Raw genomic sequence first — 16,510 nt, forward strand, 5'->3', positions numbered from 1 at the left:
GGAATGGGTTACTGAATCCATCCGATTCCGGTGGGCTGCCCATCCTTATCCGGCGGAGTGGACGACGCCTTGCCAGATCGGAACCGTCATGCCCTGTCGCCCGTGCGGACTCGTCATCGTCACCGACCCCGGTGAGAACTGCATCGCCGTCATCGATCCCGAGTCGCGCAGGTTCGTGCCCACGCTCCGCGCGCCGATCCCGGTCCTGGCCCGGCGCATGACCGATCGCCTGGTGGTGCGCACCGCGGCCGACGGCCTCGACGCGCTGGCGGCCTTCCACAGCGGCGCCCTGCTGGACGCCCTCGCCGGCGCCCCGGACCGGCCGGCGCACCGCCCGGTCGCCGGGTCCGCCGCTTCCCTGGACGCCCCGGGGCTCCTCAACCAGTTCGCCGGAATCTTCCCCGACCAGGGGCCCTACAGCGGCGGCACCCTGGTGACCATCATCGGCAGCCACTTCTCGGGCGCCACGGCCGTGTTCTTCGGGCACCGCCGGGCGGCCGGCTTCTCCGTCCTCGACGACCAGACCATCCTCGCGGTGAGCCCCTCGGGGACCGGAGCGGTTCCGGTCCAGGTCACCACTCCGGGCGGTACGGCGCCCATCGGTTACTTCTTCTACATCCCCTGGCCCACCCTGACCGGTATCACGCCCCTGGCCGGTCCGATCGGCGGGGGCAACGTCGTCGAGCTCACCGGCGCCCATCTGAACACCGCGCGGCTGGTGCGCTTCGGCGATTCCGTCGCCTTCCCCACGGCCGTCTCCGACCAGCACCTCATCGTGACCGCTCCTCCGGCCGCGGGGGCCCGCACCGTTCCGGTGTACGTCATCACCGTGGGCGGAGTGAGCAACCGGCTGCTCTACACCTACGCCGCCGTCCCGGTCGTCAGCGGAGTCAGTCCGGCCACGGGGTCGGTCGCCGGCGGCGACACCGTCGTCCTGACCGGCACCGGGCTCAGCCAGGTCACCGCGGTCACCTTCGGCGGCGTCCCCGTGGCGTCCTCCCGCTCGTACTCCGACACCCTGCTCGTCGTGGTGACACCGCCGGGCGTCCCCGGGCCCGCCGACATCACCGTCACCACCGCCGGGGGCAGCGTGACGGTGCCGGGCGGCTTCGACTACAAGGCGCCGTCGACGACGGCCGTCACCTCCGCGCCCGACCCCGCCGTGGTCGGCCAGCCGGTGACCTTCACCGCCGTGGTGACGGGCGTCCCGCCCACGACGGGCACCCCCACCGGCACCGTCACCTTCGACTTCGGCGACGGCACCCCGACCGTGACCGCCCCCCTCACGGACGGCACGGCCACGGTCGGCCACGTCTATGCCGCGCCATCGGCCACCCCGTACCCCATCACCGCCGCGTACAGCGGCGATCCGTACCTCACGGCCTCCACCGGCCTGGACACCCAGACCGTCGGGGCGGCATCGACCACCACCACGGTGACCTCGGCTCCCGATCCGTCCGTGCCCGGACAGCCGGTCACCTTCACCGCCCGGGTGGCCCCCGCGCCGCCGGGGGCCGGTGCGCCGACGGGGACGGTGACGTTCGACTTCGGCGACGGCACTCCGACCGCCACCCTGCCGTTGGCGAGCGGGGCGGCGACGGCGACCCACGCCTACGCGGACGTCTCCGGGAGCCCGTACACCGCCACCGCCACCTACAGCGGCGACGCCGACTTCACCCCCTCCACGGGGACGGACAGCCAGACCGTCGGCCAGGCGGGGACGGCCACCGCCGTGGTCTCCTCACCGAATCCGTCCCTCGCCGGACAGCCGGTCACCGTCACCGCCACGGTCACGGCCGTACCTCCCGGCGCGGGCATCCCCTCCGGCACCATCACCTTCGACTTCGGCGACGGCACCCCGACCGCCACCCAACCGGTGTCCACCGGCACGGCAACGGTCATCCACACCTACCCGGACGCCGCCGGCAGCCCGTACACCATCACCGCCACCTACAGCGGCGACACTGACTTCACCCCCTCCACGGGGACGGGCACCCAGACCGTGGGACAGTCCGCGACGACGACCGCCGTGGCCACCGCGCCCGACCCGTCGGCGGTGGGCGAACCGGTCACCCTCACCGCCACGGTCACCGCCGTACCACCCGGCGCGGGCACCCCCACCGGCACCATCACCTTCGACCCCGGCGACGGCACCCCACCGGTCACCGCACCGGTCGTCGCGGGCTCCGCCACCACCACCCACACCTACCCGGACGCCGCCGGCAGCCCGTATGCGGTCACCGCCGCCTACAGCGGCGACGCCAACTTCCTGACGTCCCTCGGCACCGGCTCCCACACCGTCCAGCCCGCCGCCACCGAGACCACCGTGACCACCGCGCCCGACCCGTCGGCGGTGGGCGAACCGGTCACCCTCACCGCCACGGTCACCGCCGTACCACCCGGCGCGGGCACCCCCACCGGCACCATCACCTTCGACCCCGGCGACGGCACCCCGCCCATCACCGCACCGGTCCTCGCGGGCTCCGCCACCACCACCCACACCTACACCGACACCACCGGCAGCCCGTACACCGTCACCGCCACCTACAACGGGGACACCGACTTCACGTCGTCCAGCGGCTCCGACGCCCACACCGTCGAACCGGCCGCCACCACCCTCTCCGTCGCCTCCGTGCCCGAACCCTCCACCGTGGGCCAGGAGACCACGTTCATCGCGAAAATCATCCCCGGGACTCCGGAGGCGGGTTCACCCACGGGCACGGTGACGTTCGAGTTCAGCGACGACACGCCGCCCGTCACGGCGCCCGCCACCGGTGGCACGGCCACGGTCACGCGCACCAACCCGGACGTGGCGCAGAGCCCGTACACGGTCGTGGCCACTTACAGCGGCGACCCCAACTTCCAGCCGTCCACGGCGACGGACACCCATCAGGTCGTCCAGGCCGGGTCGACCACGCTGGTGACCGCCGCACCGGCGCCCTCGGTCACCGGCGAGCCGGTGTCCTTCACCGCCACCGTGGCGGCCGTCCCACCCGCCTCGTCCACGCCCACCGGCACGGTCACCTTCGACTTCGGCGACGGCACTCCGCCCGTGGCCGCCTCCCTCTCCGACGGTACGGCGACCACCGGCCACGCCTACACCAGCGCGGCGGGCAGCCCGTACCCGGTCACCGTCACCTACGGCGGGGACACCGACTTCTCGGCGTCGACCGGCACGGTCCTGCACGCCGTCGACCCGGCCAGGACCACCACCACGATCACCGCCACGCCCGACCCGAGCGTCACGGGCGAGGTGGTCACCGTGACCGTGACGCCGACCGCGCCCGGGGCGGGCACCCCGACGGGCCCGGTCACCTTCGACTTCGGTGACGGCACCCCGATCGTCACCGCCCAGCTCGTGGCCGGTTCGGCCACCGTCACCCACGCCTACACCAGCACGGTCGGCAGCCCCTACACCATCTCGGCCGAGTACGCCGGCGACGCCGACTTCGCCCCGTCCGAGAACACCCTCGTGCACACCGTCGCACCGGCCGCGACCACCACCACGGTGACCTCGTCGCCGAATCCGTCGGCGGTGGGCCAGAGCGTGACGCTGATCGCGCGGGTGGCACCGGTGCCGCCGGGCGCGGGCGCGCCCACCGGCACCGTCACCTTCGACTTCGGCGACGGCACCCCGACCGCCACCGCGCCGGTCGCCGGCGGGATGGCCACGACGACGCACACCTACGCCGCCACCGCGGGCAGCCCCTACACGATCACCGCCGGCTATGGCGGGGACACCGACTTCGCCGCCTCCACCGGGACCACCGTCCAGCAGGTGGAGATGAGCGTCTCCGCCACCTCGACGACGGTGAGCTCCGCTCCCGATCCGTCCGTCGTCGGTGAGCCGGTGGCCGTCTCCGCGACCGTCGCGGCCGTCCCGCCCGCCGCGGGCACCCCCACCGGCACGGTCATCTTCGACTTCGGCGACGGCACCCCGACCGTGACCGTCCCGCTCACCGGCGACACGGCGACGACCAGTCATGTGTACACCGCTGTCCGCGATCCCCACACGATCATCGCCGTCTACAGCGGGGACGCCGACTTCACCGGCTCCACCGGCACCGACACCCAGACGGTCACCCCGGCCTCGTCGTCGACGACGGTGAGCTCCGCACCGGATCCCTCCGTGACGGGCGAACCGGTCACCTTCACCGCGACCGTCACCTCGGACCAGGCCGGGGCCGGCACCCCGACCGGCACGGTGACCTTCGACTTCGGCGACGGCACCCCGGCGGTGCGGGCGCCCCTCGACGACGGGACGGCGACCGCGACCGCCGTGCACGCCTACCTCCACACCTCCGGCAGCCCGTACGCCGTCACCGCCGCCTACAACGGGGACGCGAGCTTCACCGGCTCCACGGGCACCGACACCCAGACCGTGACCCCGGCGGCCACCGCCACCACCGTCTTCTCCTCACCGGACCCATCCGCGGCCGGCCAGCCCGTGACCATCATCGCGAACGTCGCGACCACCGCCCCGGGCACGGGCACCCCCACCGGCACCGTCACCTTCGACTTCGGCGACGGCACCCCGACCGTCACCGCCCCCACGGTGGCCGGGGTGGCGACGGTCACCCATGCCTACACGGAGACCTCCGGCAGCCCGTACACCATCACCGCCGGCTTCGCCGACGACGGCGACTCCGCCCCCTCCACCGGCACCGACACCCACACCGTGCAACCGGCCACGACCGCCACCACGCTGACCGCCGGCCCCGACCCGTCGGTGGTGGGCGAGCCGGTGGCCGTCACCGCGACGGTCGCACCGGTGCCACCGGGCGCCGGAGTGCCGTCCGGTACGGTCACCGTCGACTTCGGCGACGGCACGGCACCGGTCACCGCGCCCCTGTCCGGAGGGGCCGCCCTCCTCACCCACGCGTACACCAGCAGCCTCGGCAGCCCCTACACGATCACCGCGACCTACGGCGGCGGCGACGATTTCCGGTCCTCGGTGGACACCGAGACCCAGTCGGTCCTGCAAGCGGCGACCACCACCACGGTGAGTTCCGCGCCGGACCCGTCCGTCGTGGGACAGCCGGTCACCTTCACGGCGACCGTGGCACCGGTGGCGCCGGGCGAGGGCTCGCCCACCGGCACGGTGACGTTCGACTTCGGCGACGGCAGCGCCCCGGCCCCGGTCCCGGTCACCGACGGCCTGGCGACCGCCGTGCACGCCTATACGAGCGCGGCGGGCAGCCCCTACACCGTCACCGCCGCCTACGGTGGCGCCCCCGACTTCACCGCCTCCGGCGACAGCGTCGCCCACACCGTCGGCCAGGCCCTGACCACGACGACGGTCACCGGGACGCCCGAACCGTCGGTGGCGGGCCAGCCGGTGACCGTCACCGCCACGGTGGCGGCCGTACCACCCGGCGCGGGCACCCCCACCGGCACCGTCACCCTCGACTTCGGCGACGGCGCACCGCCCGTCACCGCACCGGTCGTCGCGGGCTCCGCCACCGCCGTACACGCCTATACGAGCGCGGCGGGCAGCCCCTACACCATCACCGCCACCTACAACGGCGACACCGACTTCACCGCCACCACCGGCACCGACAGCCACACCGTCGGCCCGGCCGCCGCCCACACCACCGTGGTGTCCTCGCCCGATCCCTCGGTCACCGGCGAGCCGGTGGCCATCACCGCGACCCTCACGCCCATCGCCCCGGGCGCCGGAACGCCCACCGGCACCGTCACCTTCGACCCCGGCGACGGCGCACCGCCCGTCACCGCACCGGTCGTCGCGGGCTCCGCCACCGCCGTACACGCCTATACGAGCGCGGCGGGCAGCCCCTACACCATCACCGCCACCTACAACGGCGACACCGACTTCACCGCCACCACCGGCACCGACAGCCACACCGTCGGCCGCGCCTCGACCACCACCACCGTCAGCGCGCTGCCGCAGCTCTCGGTCACGGGCCAGCAGGTGACGTTCCTGGCGCGGGTGGCGCCGGTCGCGCCGGGCGAGGGCTCGCCCACGGGCACGGTGACGTTCGACTTCGGCGACGGCAGCGCCCCGGTCGACGTCCCGGTGGCGGACGGCGTGGCGACGGCCGCGCACGCCTACCCGAGCGCGGCCGGCAGTCCCTGTACGGTCACCGCCACCTACAGCGGGGACGACGACTTCATCGGCTCGGTGGACACCGAAACGCACACCGTCGAGCGGGCGTCGTCGGCGACGACGGTCAGCGCCTCCCCGAACCCCTCGGTGACGGGTGAGCCGGTGACCGTCACCGCCACCGTCGCGGCGGTCGCCCCGGGGGCCGGAACCCCCACCGGCACCGTGACCTTCACCTTCGGCGACGGCACCCCGACCGTCACCGTGCCCGTCACAGCCGGGGCCGCGGGCATCACGCACGCCTGGCCCATCGCCTTCGACAGCCCGTACACCATCACGGCCACCTACAACGGCGACGCGGCGGTCGCCCCGTCCACGGGCACCGCCACCCAGACCGTCTCCCCGGCCTCGACCGACACCGCCGTGACGTCCTCGCCCGATCCTTCGGTGCCGGGCCAGGCGGTGACCCTCACCGCCACCGTCTCGCCGACCGCACCTGGAGCAGGAAGCCCCACCGGAACGGTCACCTTCGACCCCGGCGACGGCACCCCGCCCGTCACCGCACCGGTCGTCGCGGGCTCCGCGACCGTCGGTCACACCTACTCCGGCACCTCCGGCAGCCCCTACCCCATCACGGCCACGTACAGCGGCGACGCCGATTTCACGCCCTCGGCGGGAACGGACAGCCAGACCGTCGGCCAGGCAGCCTCCAACACCACCCTGCTCTCTTCCCCGGACGCCTCCGTGGCGGGAGAACAGGTCACCTACACCGCCCGGGTCTCCGCCGTGTCCCCGGGCGCGGGCACCCCCACCGGCACCGTCACCTTCGACTTCGGCGACGGCACACCGACCGTCACCGCACCGGTCACCGGCGGGGTGGCGACCACCACCCACGCCTACGCCACCTCGGTGGGCAGCCCCTTCGCCGTCACCGCCACCTATGGCGGAGACGCCGACTTCACCCCCTCCGCCGCCACCGGGACGCATACGGTGCTGGCGAGCGCCGCCACCACGTCGACCACGGTGACATCCTCCCCGGACCCCTCGGTGACCGGCCAGGCGGTGACCTTCACGGCGACCGTGGCACCGACCCCGCCCGGTGGCGGAGTGCCCACCGGCACGGTCGCCTTCGGCTTCGGCGACGGCACCCCGACCGTCACCGCGCCGCTCTCCGGGGGCGTGGCGACCGTCGTGCACGCCTACCCGACCACGGCGGGCAGTCCGTACACGGTCACCGCCGCCTACAGCGGGGACGTCAACTTCCAAGCCTCCGCGGGCACGGACACCCAGACCGTCAATCGGGCGTCGACGACCACGACGGTGGCCTCCGCACCGGACCCGTCCGTGACCGGCCAGTCGGTGGCCCTCACGGCGACCGTGGCACCCGTCGCACCGGGCGCGGGCGTGCCGGCCGGCACTGTGACGTTCGACTTCGGCGACGGCACCCCGGTCGCGTCGGCGCCGCTCTCCGGCGGTGCGGCCACCATCAACCACGTCTACGCGACCTCCGGTGGCTTCACGGTGACCGCGGTCTACGACGGTGCCACCGGCTTCCTCTCCTCCAGCGGCACCGACACCCAGAGCGTGGGCCGCGCGGCCACCACGACGGCGCTGGTCTCCTCGCCGGACCCCACGGTCAGTGGCCAACCCACCACCCTCACGGCCACGGTGACACCGATGGCGCCGGGGGCGGGTGTGCCGACCGGGACGGTCACCTTCGACTTCGGCGACGGCACCCCGACCGTCACCGCTCCGCTCTCCAACGGCCTCGCCTCCACCAGCCACTCGTTCGCGGGGGCCTCCGGCAGCCCGTACGCCCTCACGGCCACCTACAACGGGGACACCAACTACACGGCCTCCAGCGGAACCGACACCCAGACCGTGGGCCGCGCGACCACCACCACCGCCGTGGTCACCACCCCCGACCCCAGCGTCACCGGCCAAACCATCACCCTCACCGCCACCGTCACACCCAACATACCCGGCACCGGCACCCCCACCGGAACCGTCACCTTCACCTTCGGCGACAACACCCCAGCCATCACCGCACCCCTGACCGGAGGCACAGCCACCACCACCCACACCTACGCCGGCGCCTCCGCCAGCCCGTACACCGTCACCGCCACCTACAACGGGGACACCAACTACACGACGTCCAGCGGTACGGACACCCAGACCGTGGGCCGCGCGACCACCACCACCGCCCTGGCCACCACCCCCGACCCCAGCGTCACCGGCCAAACCATCACCCTCACCGCCACCGTCACACCCAACACACCCGGCACCGGCACCCCCACCGGAACCGTCACCTTCACCTTCGGCGACAACACCCCAGCCATCACCGCACCCCTGACCGGAGGCACAGCCACCACCACCCACACCTACGCCGGCGCCTCCGCCAGCCCGTACGCCCTCACGGCCACCTACAACGGGGACACCAACTACACGACGTCCAGCGGAACCGACACCCAGACCGTGGGCCGCGCGACCACCACCACCGCCCTGGTCACCACCCCGGACCCCAGCGTCACCGGCCAAACCATCACCCTCACCGCCACCGTCACACCCAACACACCCGGCACCGGCACCCCCACCGGAACCGTCACCTTCACCTTCGGCGCAACACCCCAGCCGCCACCGCACCCCTGACCGGAGGCACAGCCACCACCACCCACACCTACACCACGACCACCGGCAGCCCCTACACCGTCACCGCCACCTACAACGGCGACACCAACTACACGACGTCCACCGGAACCGACACCCAGACCGTGGGCCGCGCGACCACCACCACCGCCGTGGTCTCCGCCCCGGACCCCTCGGCGGCCGGGCAGTCGGTGACCATCACCGCCACCGTGGCGTCCCTCTCCCCCGGCGCCGGAACCCCGACCGGCACCGTGACCTTCAGCTTCGGCGACGGCACCGGCAACGGCACCGTCCCCCTCTCCGGCGGGGTCGCCACGATCAACCACACCTACACCACCAGGACCGGCAGCCCCTTCACCATCACGGCCGCCTACAACGGCGACACCAACTTCAGTACGTCCAGCGGCACCGACACCCAGACCCTCAGTAGCAAGACCGCGACCACCACGGTGGTGACATCGGCCCCCGACCCCTCGGTGGTCGGCCGACCGGTGACCGTTCAGGCGACCGTCGCGTCCGGGTCCGGCACTCCGACCGGGACGGTCACCTTCTCCTTCGGCGACGGCACGGCGACCGTCACCGCACCGCTCTCCGGCGGTGTCGCCACCGTCACCCACACCTACACGACCACCACCGGCAGCCCCTTCACCATCACGGCCGGCTACAACGGGGACACCAACTTCAGTACGTCCAGTGGCATTGACACCCAGACCGTCAACAAGGCGGCCACCACGACCGCCGTGTCCTCCGCCCCGAACCCCTCGACGGTGAGTGATCCGGTGACGGTCACCGCGACCGTCACCCCCGTCGCCCCGGGCGCCGGAACGCCCACCGGGACCGTCACCCTGGCCATCACCGATCGCACCCCCCAGGTGGTGACACTGGTGAACGGCACCGCTTCCGCGACGTTCAACCCGCTGCAGAAGGGCACGCACACCGTTACCGCCAACTACAACGGCGACGTCAACTACACGTCCTCCTCGGCGTCCATCACCCAGACGGTGAACACCGGCCCGGGATAGCCCACCACGCTCACGGGCCGTCCGCCGAAACCTCGGCGGACGCGCCCGCGCCCGCGTCCGCGTCCGGCCGCCGGTACATGCGCGTCGCGGTGATCTGGCCGTGCACCTGCTGTTCCTCCTCCGGCTCCCGCACCGGGAGGCCCGGCCGCAGATGCTCCTCGACGCTGATGTACTTCAGCCCGGCCCGCAGATCCGCGTCATTGCGCAACCGGATCACCAGCGGGAACTCGGCCAGCGCCGTGGTGTCGAACAGCCCGGTCGTATAGAGCAGCTGCACACCCAGCGCGTCCGCGACCGCCCGCTGAAGCTCCAGCAGATAGGTGGCGTTGGCGCGGCCGATGGGGTTGTCGAGGAAGAGGGTGCCCGCGTGGCGGTGCTTGTCCCGGCCCCGGTCGTTGCTGCGCAGGGCCGCCATCGTGCAGTACAGCGCGATGGCGGCGGTCAGCAGCTGGCCGCCGGAGAACACATCGCCCATCTGCCCCACCGGCACCCGCTCGGCGCGCAGCACCGCGTCCGGCTTGAGGATCTCGACGGCCACCCCGCGCGGCTGGAGCGCGGCGTGGACCCCGCGCAGCAGCAGGGACATGCCGTCCCGCCGCAGGTCGGAGTTCTTCCGGACGGCGGAGCGGGTCGCCTCGTCGATGACCTCGCCGAGCCGCTCGGTGAGCGTGGCCTGGTCGGGGTCCTCGAAGCGGATCCGCAGGAACTCCTGCCCCGACCACTCGCCGAGCCCCTCCGGCAGCCGGGAGAGCCGCTGCGCCGAGCGCAGGGTGGCCAGACAGGACTCGACCAGGCCACGCAGCCGGTCCACGATGGAATCGCGGTTGCGCTCCAGCTGCTCGAGCTCGTCGGTGAGCACGCGCAGCCGGGGGGCGAACGCCTCGGCCCAGGCGGCGGCGTGCTCGGGCAGCGCGGCCGCCGGGAGTTCCCGGATCTGCTGACGGGCCGGGGTGCGCACCTGCTCGTAGCGGGTGGAGTTGGCGTGCCGTACGAGGATGTCGCCGGCCTCCCGGACCGCCGCCTCGGCCGCCGACAGGTCGGCGGCGCAGCCGCGCAGTGAGCGGCGGGCCTCGGCGGCGGCCTGACGGGCCTCGGCGAGACCGCCCGCGTACGGCTCGGGCCGTTCGCCGTCGTCCTCCGTGCCGGGGCCGTCCCGCAGCAGATCCCGCAGCAGGGCGGCGGTCTCGTCGAAGCCGCCCGCCGCGTCCTCGGCGGAGCGGTGGGCGCGCACCAGGTCGGCGTGGACGGTGCGGGCGGTGTCCAGGGCGTCGGTACGGGCGGCCAGTTCGCCGTTGGCGGTGCGCAGCAGCTCCTTCGCCTGCTCGGCGTCGGCCGGGACCAGTTCCTCCGGCAGTTCGGTGTGCGCGTCGCCCTCGGCGGGGGCGAGCCGCTCGGCCTCGCCGCGCAGCCGTCCGAGCTGCTCGCTCGCCGCCGAGGCGCGGCTCTCCAGCAACTGGACGAGCGATTCGGCGCGGGCCGCGGCGGCCTGCCGGGAGGGGGCGTCGGCGCCGTCGGTGCCCTCCAGGAGCTGGGCGGCGCGGGTGCGGACCTTGTTGGTGAGCCGGTCGAGGGAGGCGAGGGCCGCGCTTTCGTCGCTTTCGGCGCGGGCCTGTTCGGCACGGAGGTCGGCGCCGACGCCGACCTTCTCGTAGACCTGGGAGGCGGCGCGGTACGCCTCGCGGAGCGCGGGCAGCGAGGCGGAGGGCGGCTCGGAGTCCTCGCCGAGGTCATCGGGGGCGCCCGCGATCTCCGCGCGCTCGGCGCGCAGGGCGCGTGCGGTGCGGCGCGCGTCGTCGGCCGCGCGCTGGGCGGCACGCCGGTCCTCGTCGGCGGCGCGGGCCCGGTCCACGCAGCCGGCCGCGCGCTCCTCGTACTCCGCGGCCTCCTCGGCCAGTTCGCGCAGCCGGGTCTGCCAGGTGGCGCGCTCACGCAGCCGGTACGCCAGACCGGCCAGCGCGTCCGCCACCCGGCGGGCCCGCTGCGCCGCCTCCTGACGCTCGTCCCGGACCCGGGCGGCCTCGGTGGCGGCCTCATCGGCCTCCGCCCGTACCGTCCGCGCCTCCACCAGCACGCGCTGTGCGGTGTCGGCCGTCTCGCGGGCCGTCTCCGCCGCCGCCGCGAGCTCCGCGAGCCGTCCGGGTGGGCAGCCGGTGCGCCAGGAGGCGAGCCGCGCGGACAGCGCCCGGTCCCCGGCCAGCCGGGCGGCGAGCGCCCTGATCTCCTCGTCCCGCTCGGTGGCGCGGGCCCGCAGCTCGCGCCGCTCGTCGTCGGCGGCGCGCTCGTCGTGCATCGCCGGGTTCGGCGGCACCAGGAAGACTCCGCTGTCCTCGGTGCCGGGTGCGGGCGTCGGCGCGAGCAGCGCTGCGGACGTCCCGACGGCCACGGCGGACCGGGGCAGCAGCGACGCCTGGCCGAGCACCTCACGGGCGCGGGCGTGGGTGCCGGGGTCGGTGATGACGACGCCGTCCACCAGCTCCGGGCGGGCGGCGAGCACGGCGGCGTGGTCGGCGGGGTCCACGGCCTGGGCGAGGTAACGCCAGCCGGGGAGGGCGGGGATGCCGTGCTCGCCGAGGTACTCGACGGCCGCCAGCACATCGGGGCTGGGCGGCAGCAGCCCCCCGTCGCCGAGCGCGCCGAGGATCCGCGAGTCCTCGGCGGCGGCGGTCCGCAGCTCGAAGAGCTGCCGCTCGGCGGAGGCGACGCTCTCCTCGAGGAGCTCACGCAGCGCGTCGGCGTTACGGTCGAGCTCCTCGGCGGTCAGCGGCCCGTCACCGAGGGAGCGCCGGGCGGGGCGGGAGCGGCCGCTCGGTTCCCCGCCGGGGTGGCCATCGGACTCGGGGGCCCAGCAATCGGAGTCGTCGACGGCTCCGGTACGGGCGGCGGCGGGCTCCGCCTCGCCCTGGTCGCCGTCGCCGTCCTCGACCCGAGCCGACACCTCGCCGGACGGCCGGGACTCGGCCGCCACGACCCGGCCGCGGCCACGCGAGCCATCCGGGCGCGGGCCGCCCTCGCCGTCCTCGGCCTCGTCGATCCGCACCGTCACCCGCCCGGCCGGCCGCGACTCCGCCGCCAGAGGACGACGCCGCGGGGCCTGCCCCGCCTCCGCCGCCGCGTCCTGGGCAGGGGCCACTCGGTGCCGAGCGAAGCCCGGCCCCGCCGCGCCGCCCATCGGTTCGGCGTCCGGCCGTTCCGCGCCGACGGGGGCGGCGGCCTCCCCCGCCTCCCCGACATGCCCCGCCGCGTGGCCGACCGGACGCGGCTCATCCGCACCGGCCGCCGGACGAGAGACGGGAACGCCGCCGGTCGCCGGACGAGTTGCGGGTACGCCGCCGGTCGCCGGGCCGACGTCCGGCCGTCCGCCACCGACTCGCGCGGTATCGCCGACCGCGTGCCCGGCGGAGCCTTCCGCACCCGCCCGGTCGGCGTCCGACACCCCGTGCCCCTCCGAAGTGGCGTCGCCCTTCGCGCCCGCGACGCCACCCGTCGCCCGGTCCGCCTGGCTGGTCCCGGCCGAGCCGGGGGCAGCGGCCTCGTCCGTCGGTGCGGCGTCCGGCCGTCCCGCGCTCGGCCGGCCCATGTCGTCCTCGTCGTCCGCCTCGTGCGAGAGGCGTGCGCGGGCGGCGGTGGAGGGCCCCTCCGTGGCGTAGGCGTGGTCAGCGGGCTCGGGGGGTCCCTCCAGGAGGAACGCGCCGGTGGCGGGGGTCGCGCGGAAGGCGGCCGGGAGTTGGGAGAGGCCGACGTCGTCCATGTCGTCCTCGTCCGCCTCACCCACCTCGTCCACGCGGGCCGTGATCCACCCCGGCCGCTCGGAGTCGGCCGGCAGGGCGCGGGTGCTCCGCGGGCCCGGGACGTCCGGGATACGGATCGTCACCCCGCGCGTCCCGCGCGCGTCCGCCGCCGACGGGCGCGCGGCGCCGCCGCGTGGGGCGGGGACGGCGACGGGGGGCTGTGGGAGGCCCAGCAGTTCGATGAGGCGCTGCTCCGCGCCCAGCGCCTCGGCGGCGCGCCGTTCCGCGTCGTACGCGGACTCCGCGGCCCGCGCCGCGTCCACCGCCCGCGCCGCGGCCAGTTCGGCGCGGGCCTCCTCGGCGGCGGTCGACTTCGCGTGGTCGGCGGTGCGCCGGGCGGTCTCGCGGGCCTCGTCGAAGGCGGCGACCGTGGTCTTCTCGGCGTCGCTCGCGGCGAGGGCGGCGCGGGCCGGGTCGGCGTCGGGGGCGGAGTCGTCGAGCCATCCGGCGCGGACGGCCTCGGCGGTCTCCTGCTCGACCTCGACGAGCCGCTGGCGCAGATGGTCGGCCTCGCTGCGGGCGCGCTGGGCCGCCGTGGCGGCGGAGGTGGCGTCGCGGTGGGCGGCCTCGCCGGCCTCCTGGAGGGCGGCGGAGCGCTCCTCCTCCTCGTTGGCGACCCGCTCGCCGTCCTCCGCCGCCGCGTGCAGGGCGCGGACGAGGTCGGCGGCGGCCTTGGCGCGGGCGGCGAGCGCGGGGGCCGCGTCCCGCTCGGCCTCACGGATGGCGGCGGCGACGCGCGCCGAGCGGTCGGCGGCGGCCCGGTGGCGCAGCACCGTCTCGGCGGCCTGCCAGGCCGAGTGCAGGGTGCGGGCGTCGTTGAGCTCCCGGCGCTGCGCCGCGGCGCCCTTCTCGGCGGCGGCGAGCGCCAAGGAGGCGTGGCGGTAGGCGAGTTCGGCGGCCACGAGGCCGCTGCGGCCGCGCGCCCCCTCGGCGTCGGTCACGGCCTGTGCGGCGGCGGCGACCTGTTCGGCGAGCTCGGCGGCGCGCGCCCGCTCCTCCGCGCCGCGCGCGGACAGCCGCCGGGCGAGCGTACGGGTGCGGCGCTCGGCGCCCGCGTGCACCCCGCGGGCCTGCTCACGCCGCTCCGCGGCGTCCGCGATGCGCTGGAGCAGATCGAGCGAACCGGCGGTGAAGTCGCGCTCGGCGGTCAGCTCGGCGCGGCGGCCGAGCTTGTGGGCGAAGCCGTGGACGAGGTCGGCGAGCCCGTCGGTGTCACGGGTGTCGGTGACGGCGCGCAGCAGGAGGTCGGTGAAGTCGGAGTCGTTCTTCACCGCGAAGAGTCCGGCGGCCTCGCCCTCGTCGGCGTTCATCTCCCGCTGGTAGCGGAAGAGTTCGGGGTCGAGGCCGAGTTCGCCGAGGTGTTCGTTCCAGCGTTCGTGGATCTCCACCCAGACCACGTCGAGATGGGGGTACGCCTTGCCGGCCTCCGTAAGGGCGTCACGGAAGCCCTTCATGGTGCGGCGGCGGCCACGTGCGGTGGAGGCGCCCTCGACGGCGGGCCGCACCGCCGCGGACTCGGCGACCGGCAGCGAGTCCAGGCTCAGCCCGGGGCCGGGCCGGAAGGAGTACCACGCCTCGGCGAACTTCCGCGGGTCGTTGGAGACCTGACGGCCGCGCCATTCGCTGACCTTGCCGACGACGACCGTCTCGCCGGTGACGGTGTGCTGCCACTCCAACGCGACATGCCCGCAGTCGTCGGCGAGCAGGAACTTGCGCAGCACACCGGAGCTGGCGCCGCCCAGGGTGTTGCGATGGCCGGGCAGCATCACCGAGAAGATCAGCTTGAGCAGGACGGACTTGCCGCCGCCGTTCTCCAGGAAGAGCACACCGGCGGGGGCGGGGCGGCGCGGCGGGCCGACCGGCTCCTCCTCGAAGAACTCCGCCTGGGTGGGTGCGGGGCTGGGCACCGGCTCGCCGACTCCGCGCAGGTCCAGCACGGTGTCGGCATACCGCGCACCGGCCGGCCCGATGGAGTAGAGGCGGATCCGGGACAGCTCGTACATGGCGGCGGACTCTCGTTGTCGAAAGGGGGTGGGGGTGTCGGGCGGGGCGGGGTTCAGGAGTGGAAGGGGAGACCGGCGTCGGCCACCAGATCGAGGTCGTCGCTGTCGTCCGGCGGCAGCAGGGTCGCGCTGCCGTCGCCGACCGGGACGACCCCGAGCTCCAGCAGCTCGGCCATGGCGGCGGAGGCCGCCATGTCGCGCACCTGGAGCTGATAGCGGGCGGTCGTGCGGTAGGTGCCGCCGGAGTCGTCGCCGGTGCGCTGGAGGAAGCCGGAGTCGACCAGGAAGGCGACGGCCTTGCCGATGATGCCGGTGGTGGAACCGGCGAGCCTGCGCGCGTCCTTGGTGGCGCCGGTGGCGCTGCGCCGGGCGTAGACCCGCCAGGCCGCTTCCAGACCCGGCGCACCGGTGACGGGGTCGCTGTTCTCCCCCTGCTCCTCGGCCCGCTCCTCCAGCCGCCGGCACGCCTGGCGGACGAAGGCGTCGACGCCGTTGACGGTGACCCGGCCGATATAGCCGTCGTCGGCGAGGTCCTCGGGGCGCGGGAACGCCAGGGCGGCGACGGCGAGATGGGCCAGGCCGTGCAGGAAGCGGTCGGCGGAGTCGGTGGCGGCCCGGCGGGCGTAATCGCCCATGCGGACGGCGAAGACGGAGTCCTCGGCGGCCGTCACCGCCATTCCGGCGCGGGTGGACACCTCCAGCACGATGAGTCCGAGCCCGGCGGCGATGGCGTCGGTGAGGCGCGCGAACGCCGGTTCGTCGCGGTGCCGGCGCAGCAGCTCGGCGTATTCGACGTCCCGCGCGGGCAGCAGCTTGGGCTGGAGTCCGAAGGCCACCAGCCGTGCGGCGTCGGCCGCGTCGGCGGGTGTCATCCCGGGGGCTGCGCCGGGTGCCGCCGGGGCGGGTGCCGGGTCCGGCGGTGCCATCTCGTCGACGTCGTACTCGGTCACGGCCGAACCTCCTCGCACGGGGCGGTCACACGGTGGG

4 protein-coding genes are annotated in these 16,510 nt (G+C 74.8%); 2 read left to right on the forward strand and 2 right to left on the reverse strand.

Annotated elements, in window-relative coordinates; all coding sequences use genetic code 11:
• The first annotated feature begins 88 nt into the window (after window positions 1-88).
• Together N6H00_RS06305 and N6H00_RS06310 are read left to right on the forward strand one after the other, a co-directional pair.
• The gene (locus N6H00_RS06305) at window positions 89-8,713 is read left to right on the forward strand and encodes an Ig-like domain repeat protein (protein WP_268970572.1); all 8,625 of its coding nucleotides are present in this window, start codon (window positions 89-91) and stop codon (window positions 8,711-8,713) included.
• A 122-nt stretch (window positions 8,714-8,835) separates the two neighbouring features.
• Window positions 8,836-9,732 (forward strand): Ig-like domain-containing protein, encoded by an 897-nt coding sequence (locus tag N6H00_RS06310; RefSeq protein WP_268970573.1) that lies wholly within the window; start codon window positions 8,836-8,838, stop codon window positions 9,730-9,732.
• A gap of 10 nt (window positions 9,733-9,742) precedes the next feature.
• Here N6H00_RS06310 and N6H00_RS06315 read toward each other — a convergent pair whose 3' ends face one another.
• On the reverse strand, window positions 9,743-15,523 hold the full coding sequence (locus N6H00_RS06315) for a hypothetical protein (protein WP_268970574.1): 5,781 nt from the start codon (window positions 15,521-15,523) through the stop codon (window positions 9,743-9,745).
• Window positions 15,524-15,576: 53 nt separating this feature from the next.
• Entirely contained in the window at window positions 15,577-16,449 is an 873-nt protein-coding gene (locus tag N6H00_RS06320) for a hypothetical protein (RefSeq protein ID WP_268976856.1), read from the reverse strand.
• Between the last annotated feature and the right edge of the window lie 61 nt (window positions 16,450-16,510).

It is taken from the genome of Streptomyces sp. S465 (assembly GCF_026898115.1).
Classification (GTDB): Bacteria; Actinomycetota; Actinomycetes; order Streptomycetales; family Streptomycetaceae; genus Streptomyces; species Streptomyces luomodiensis.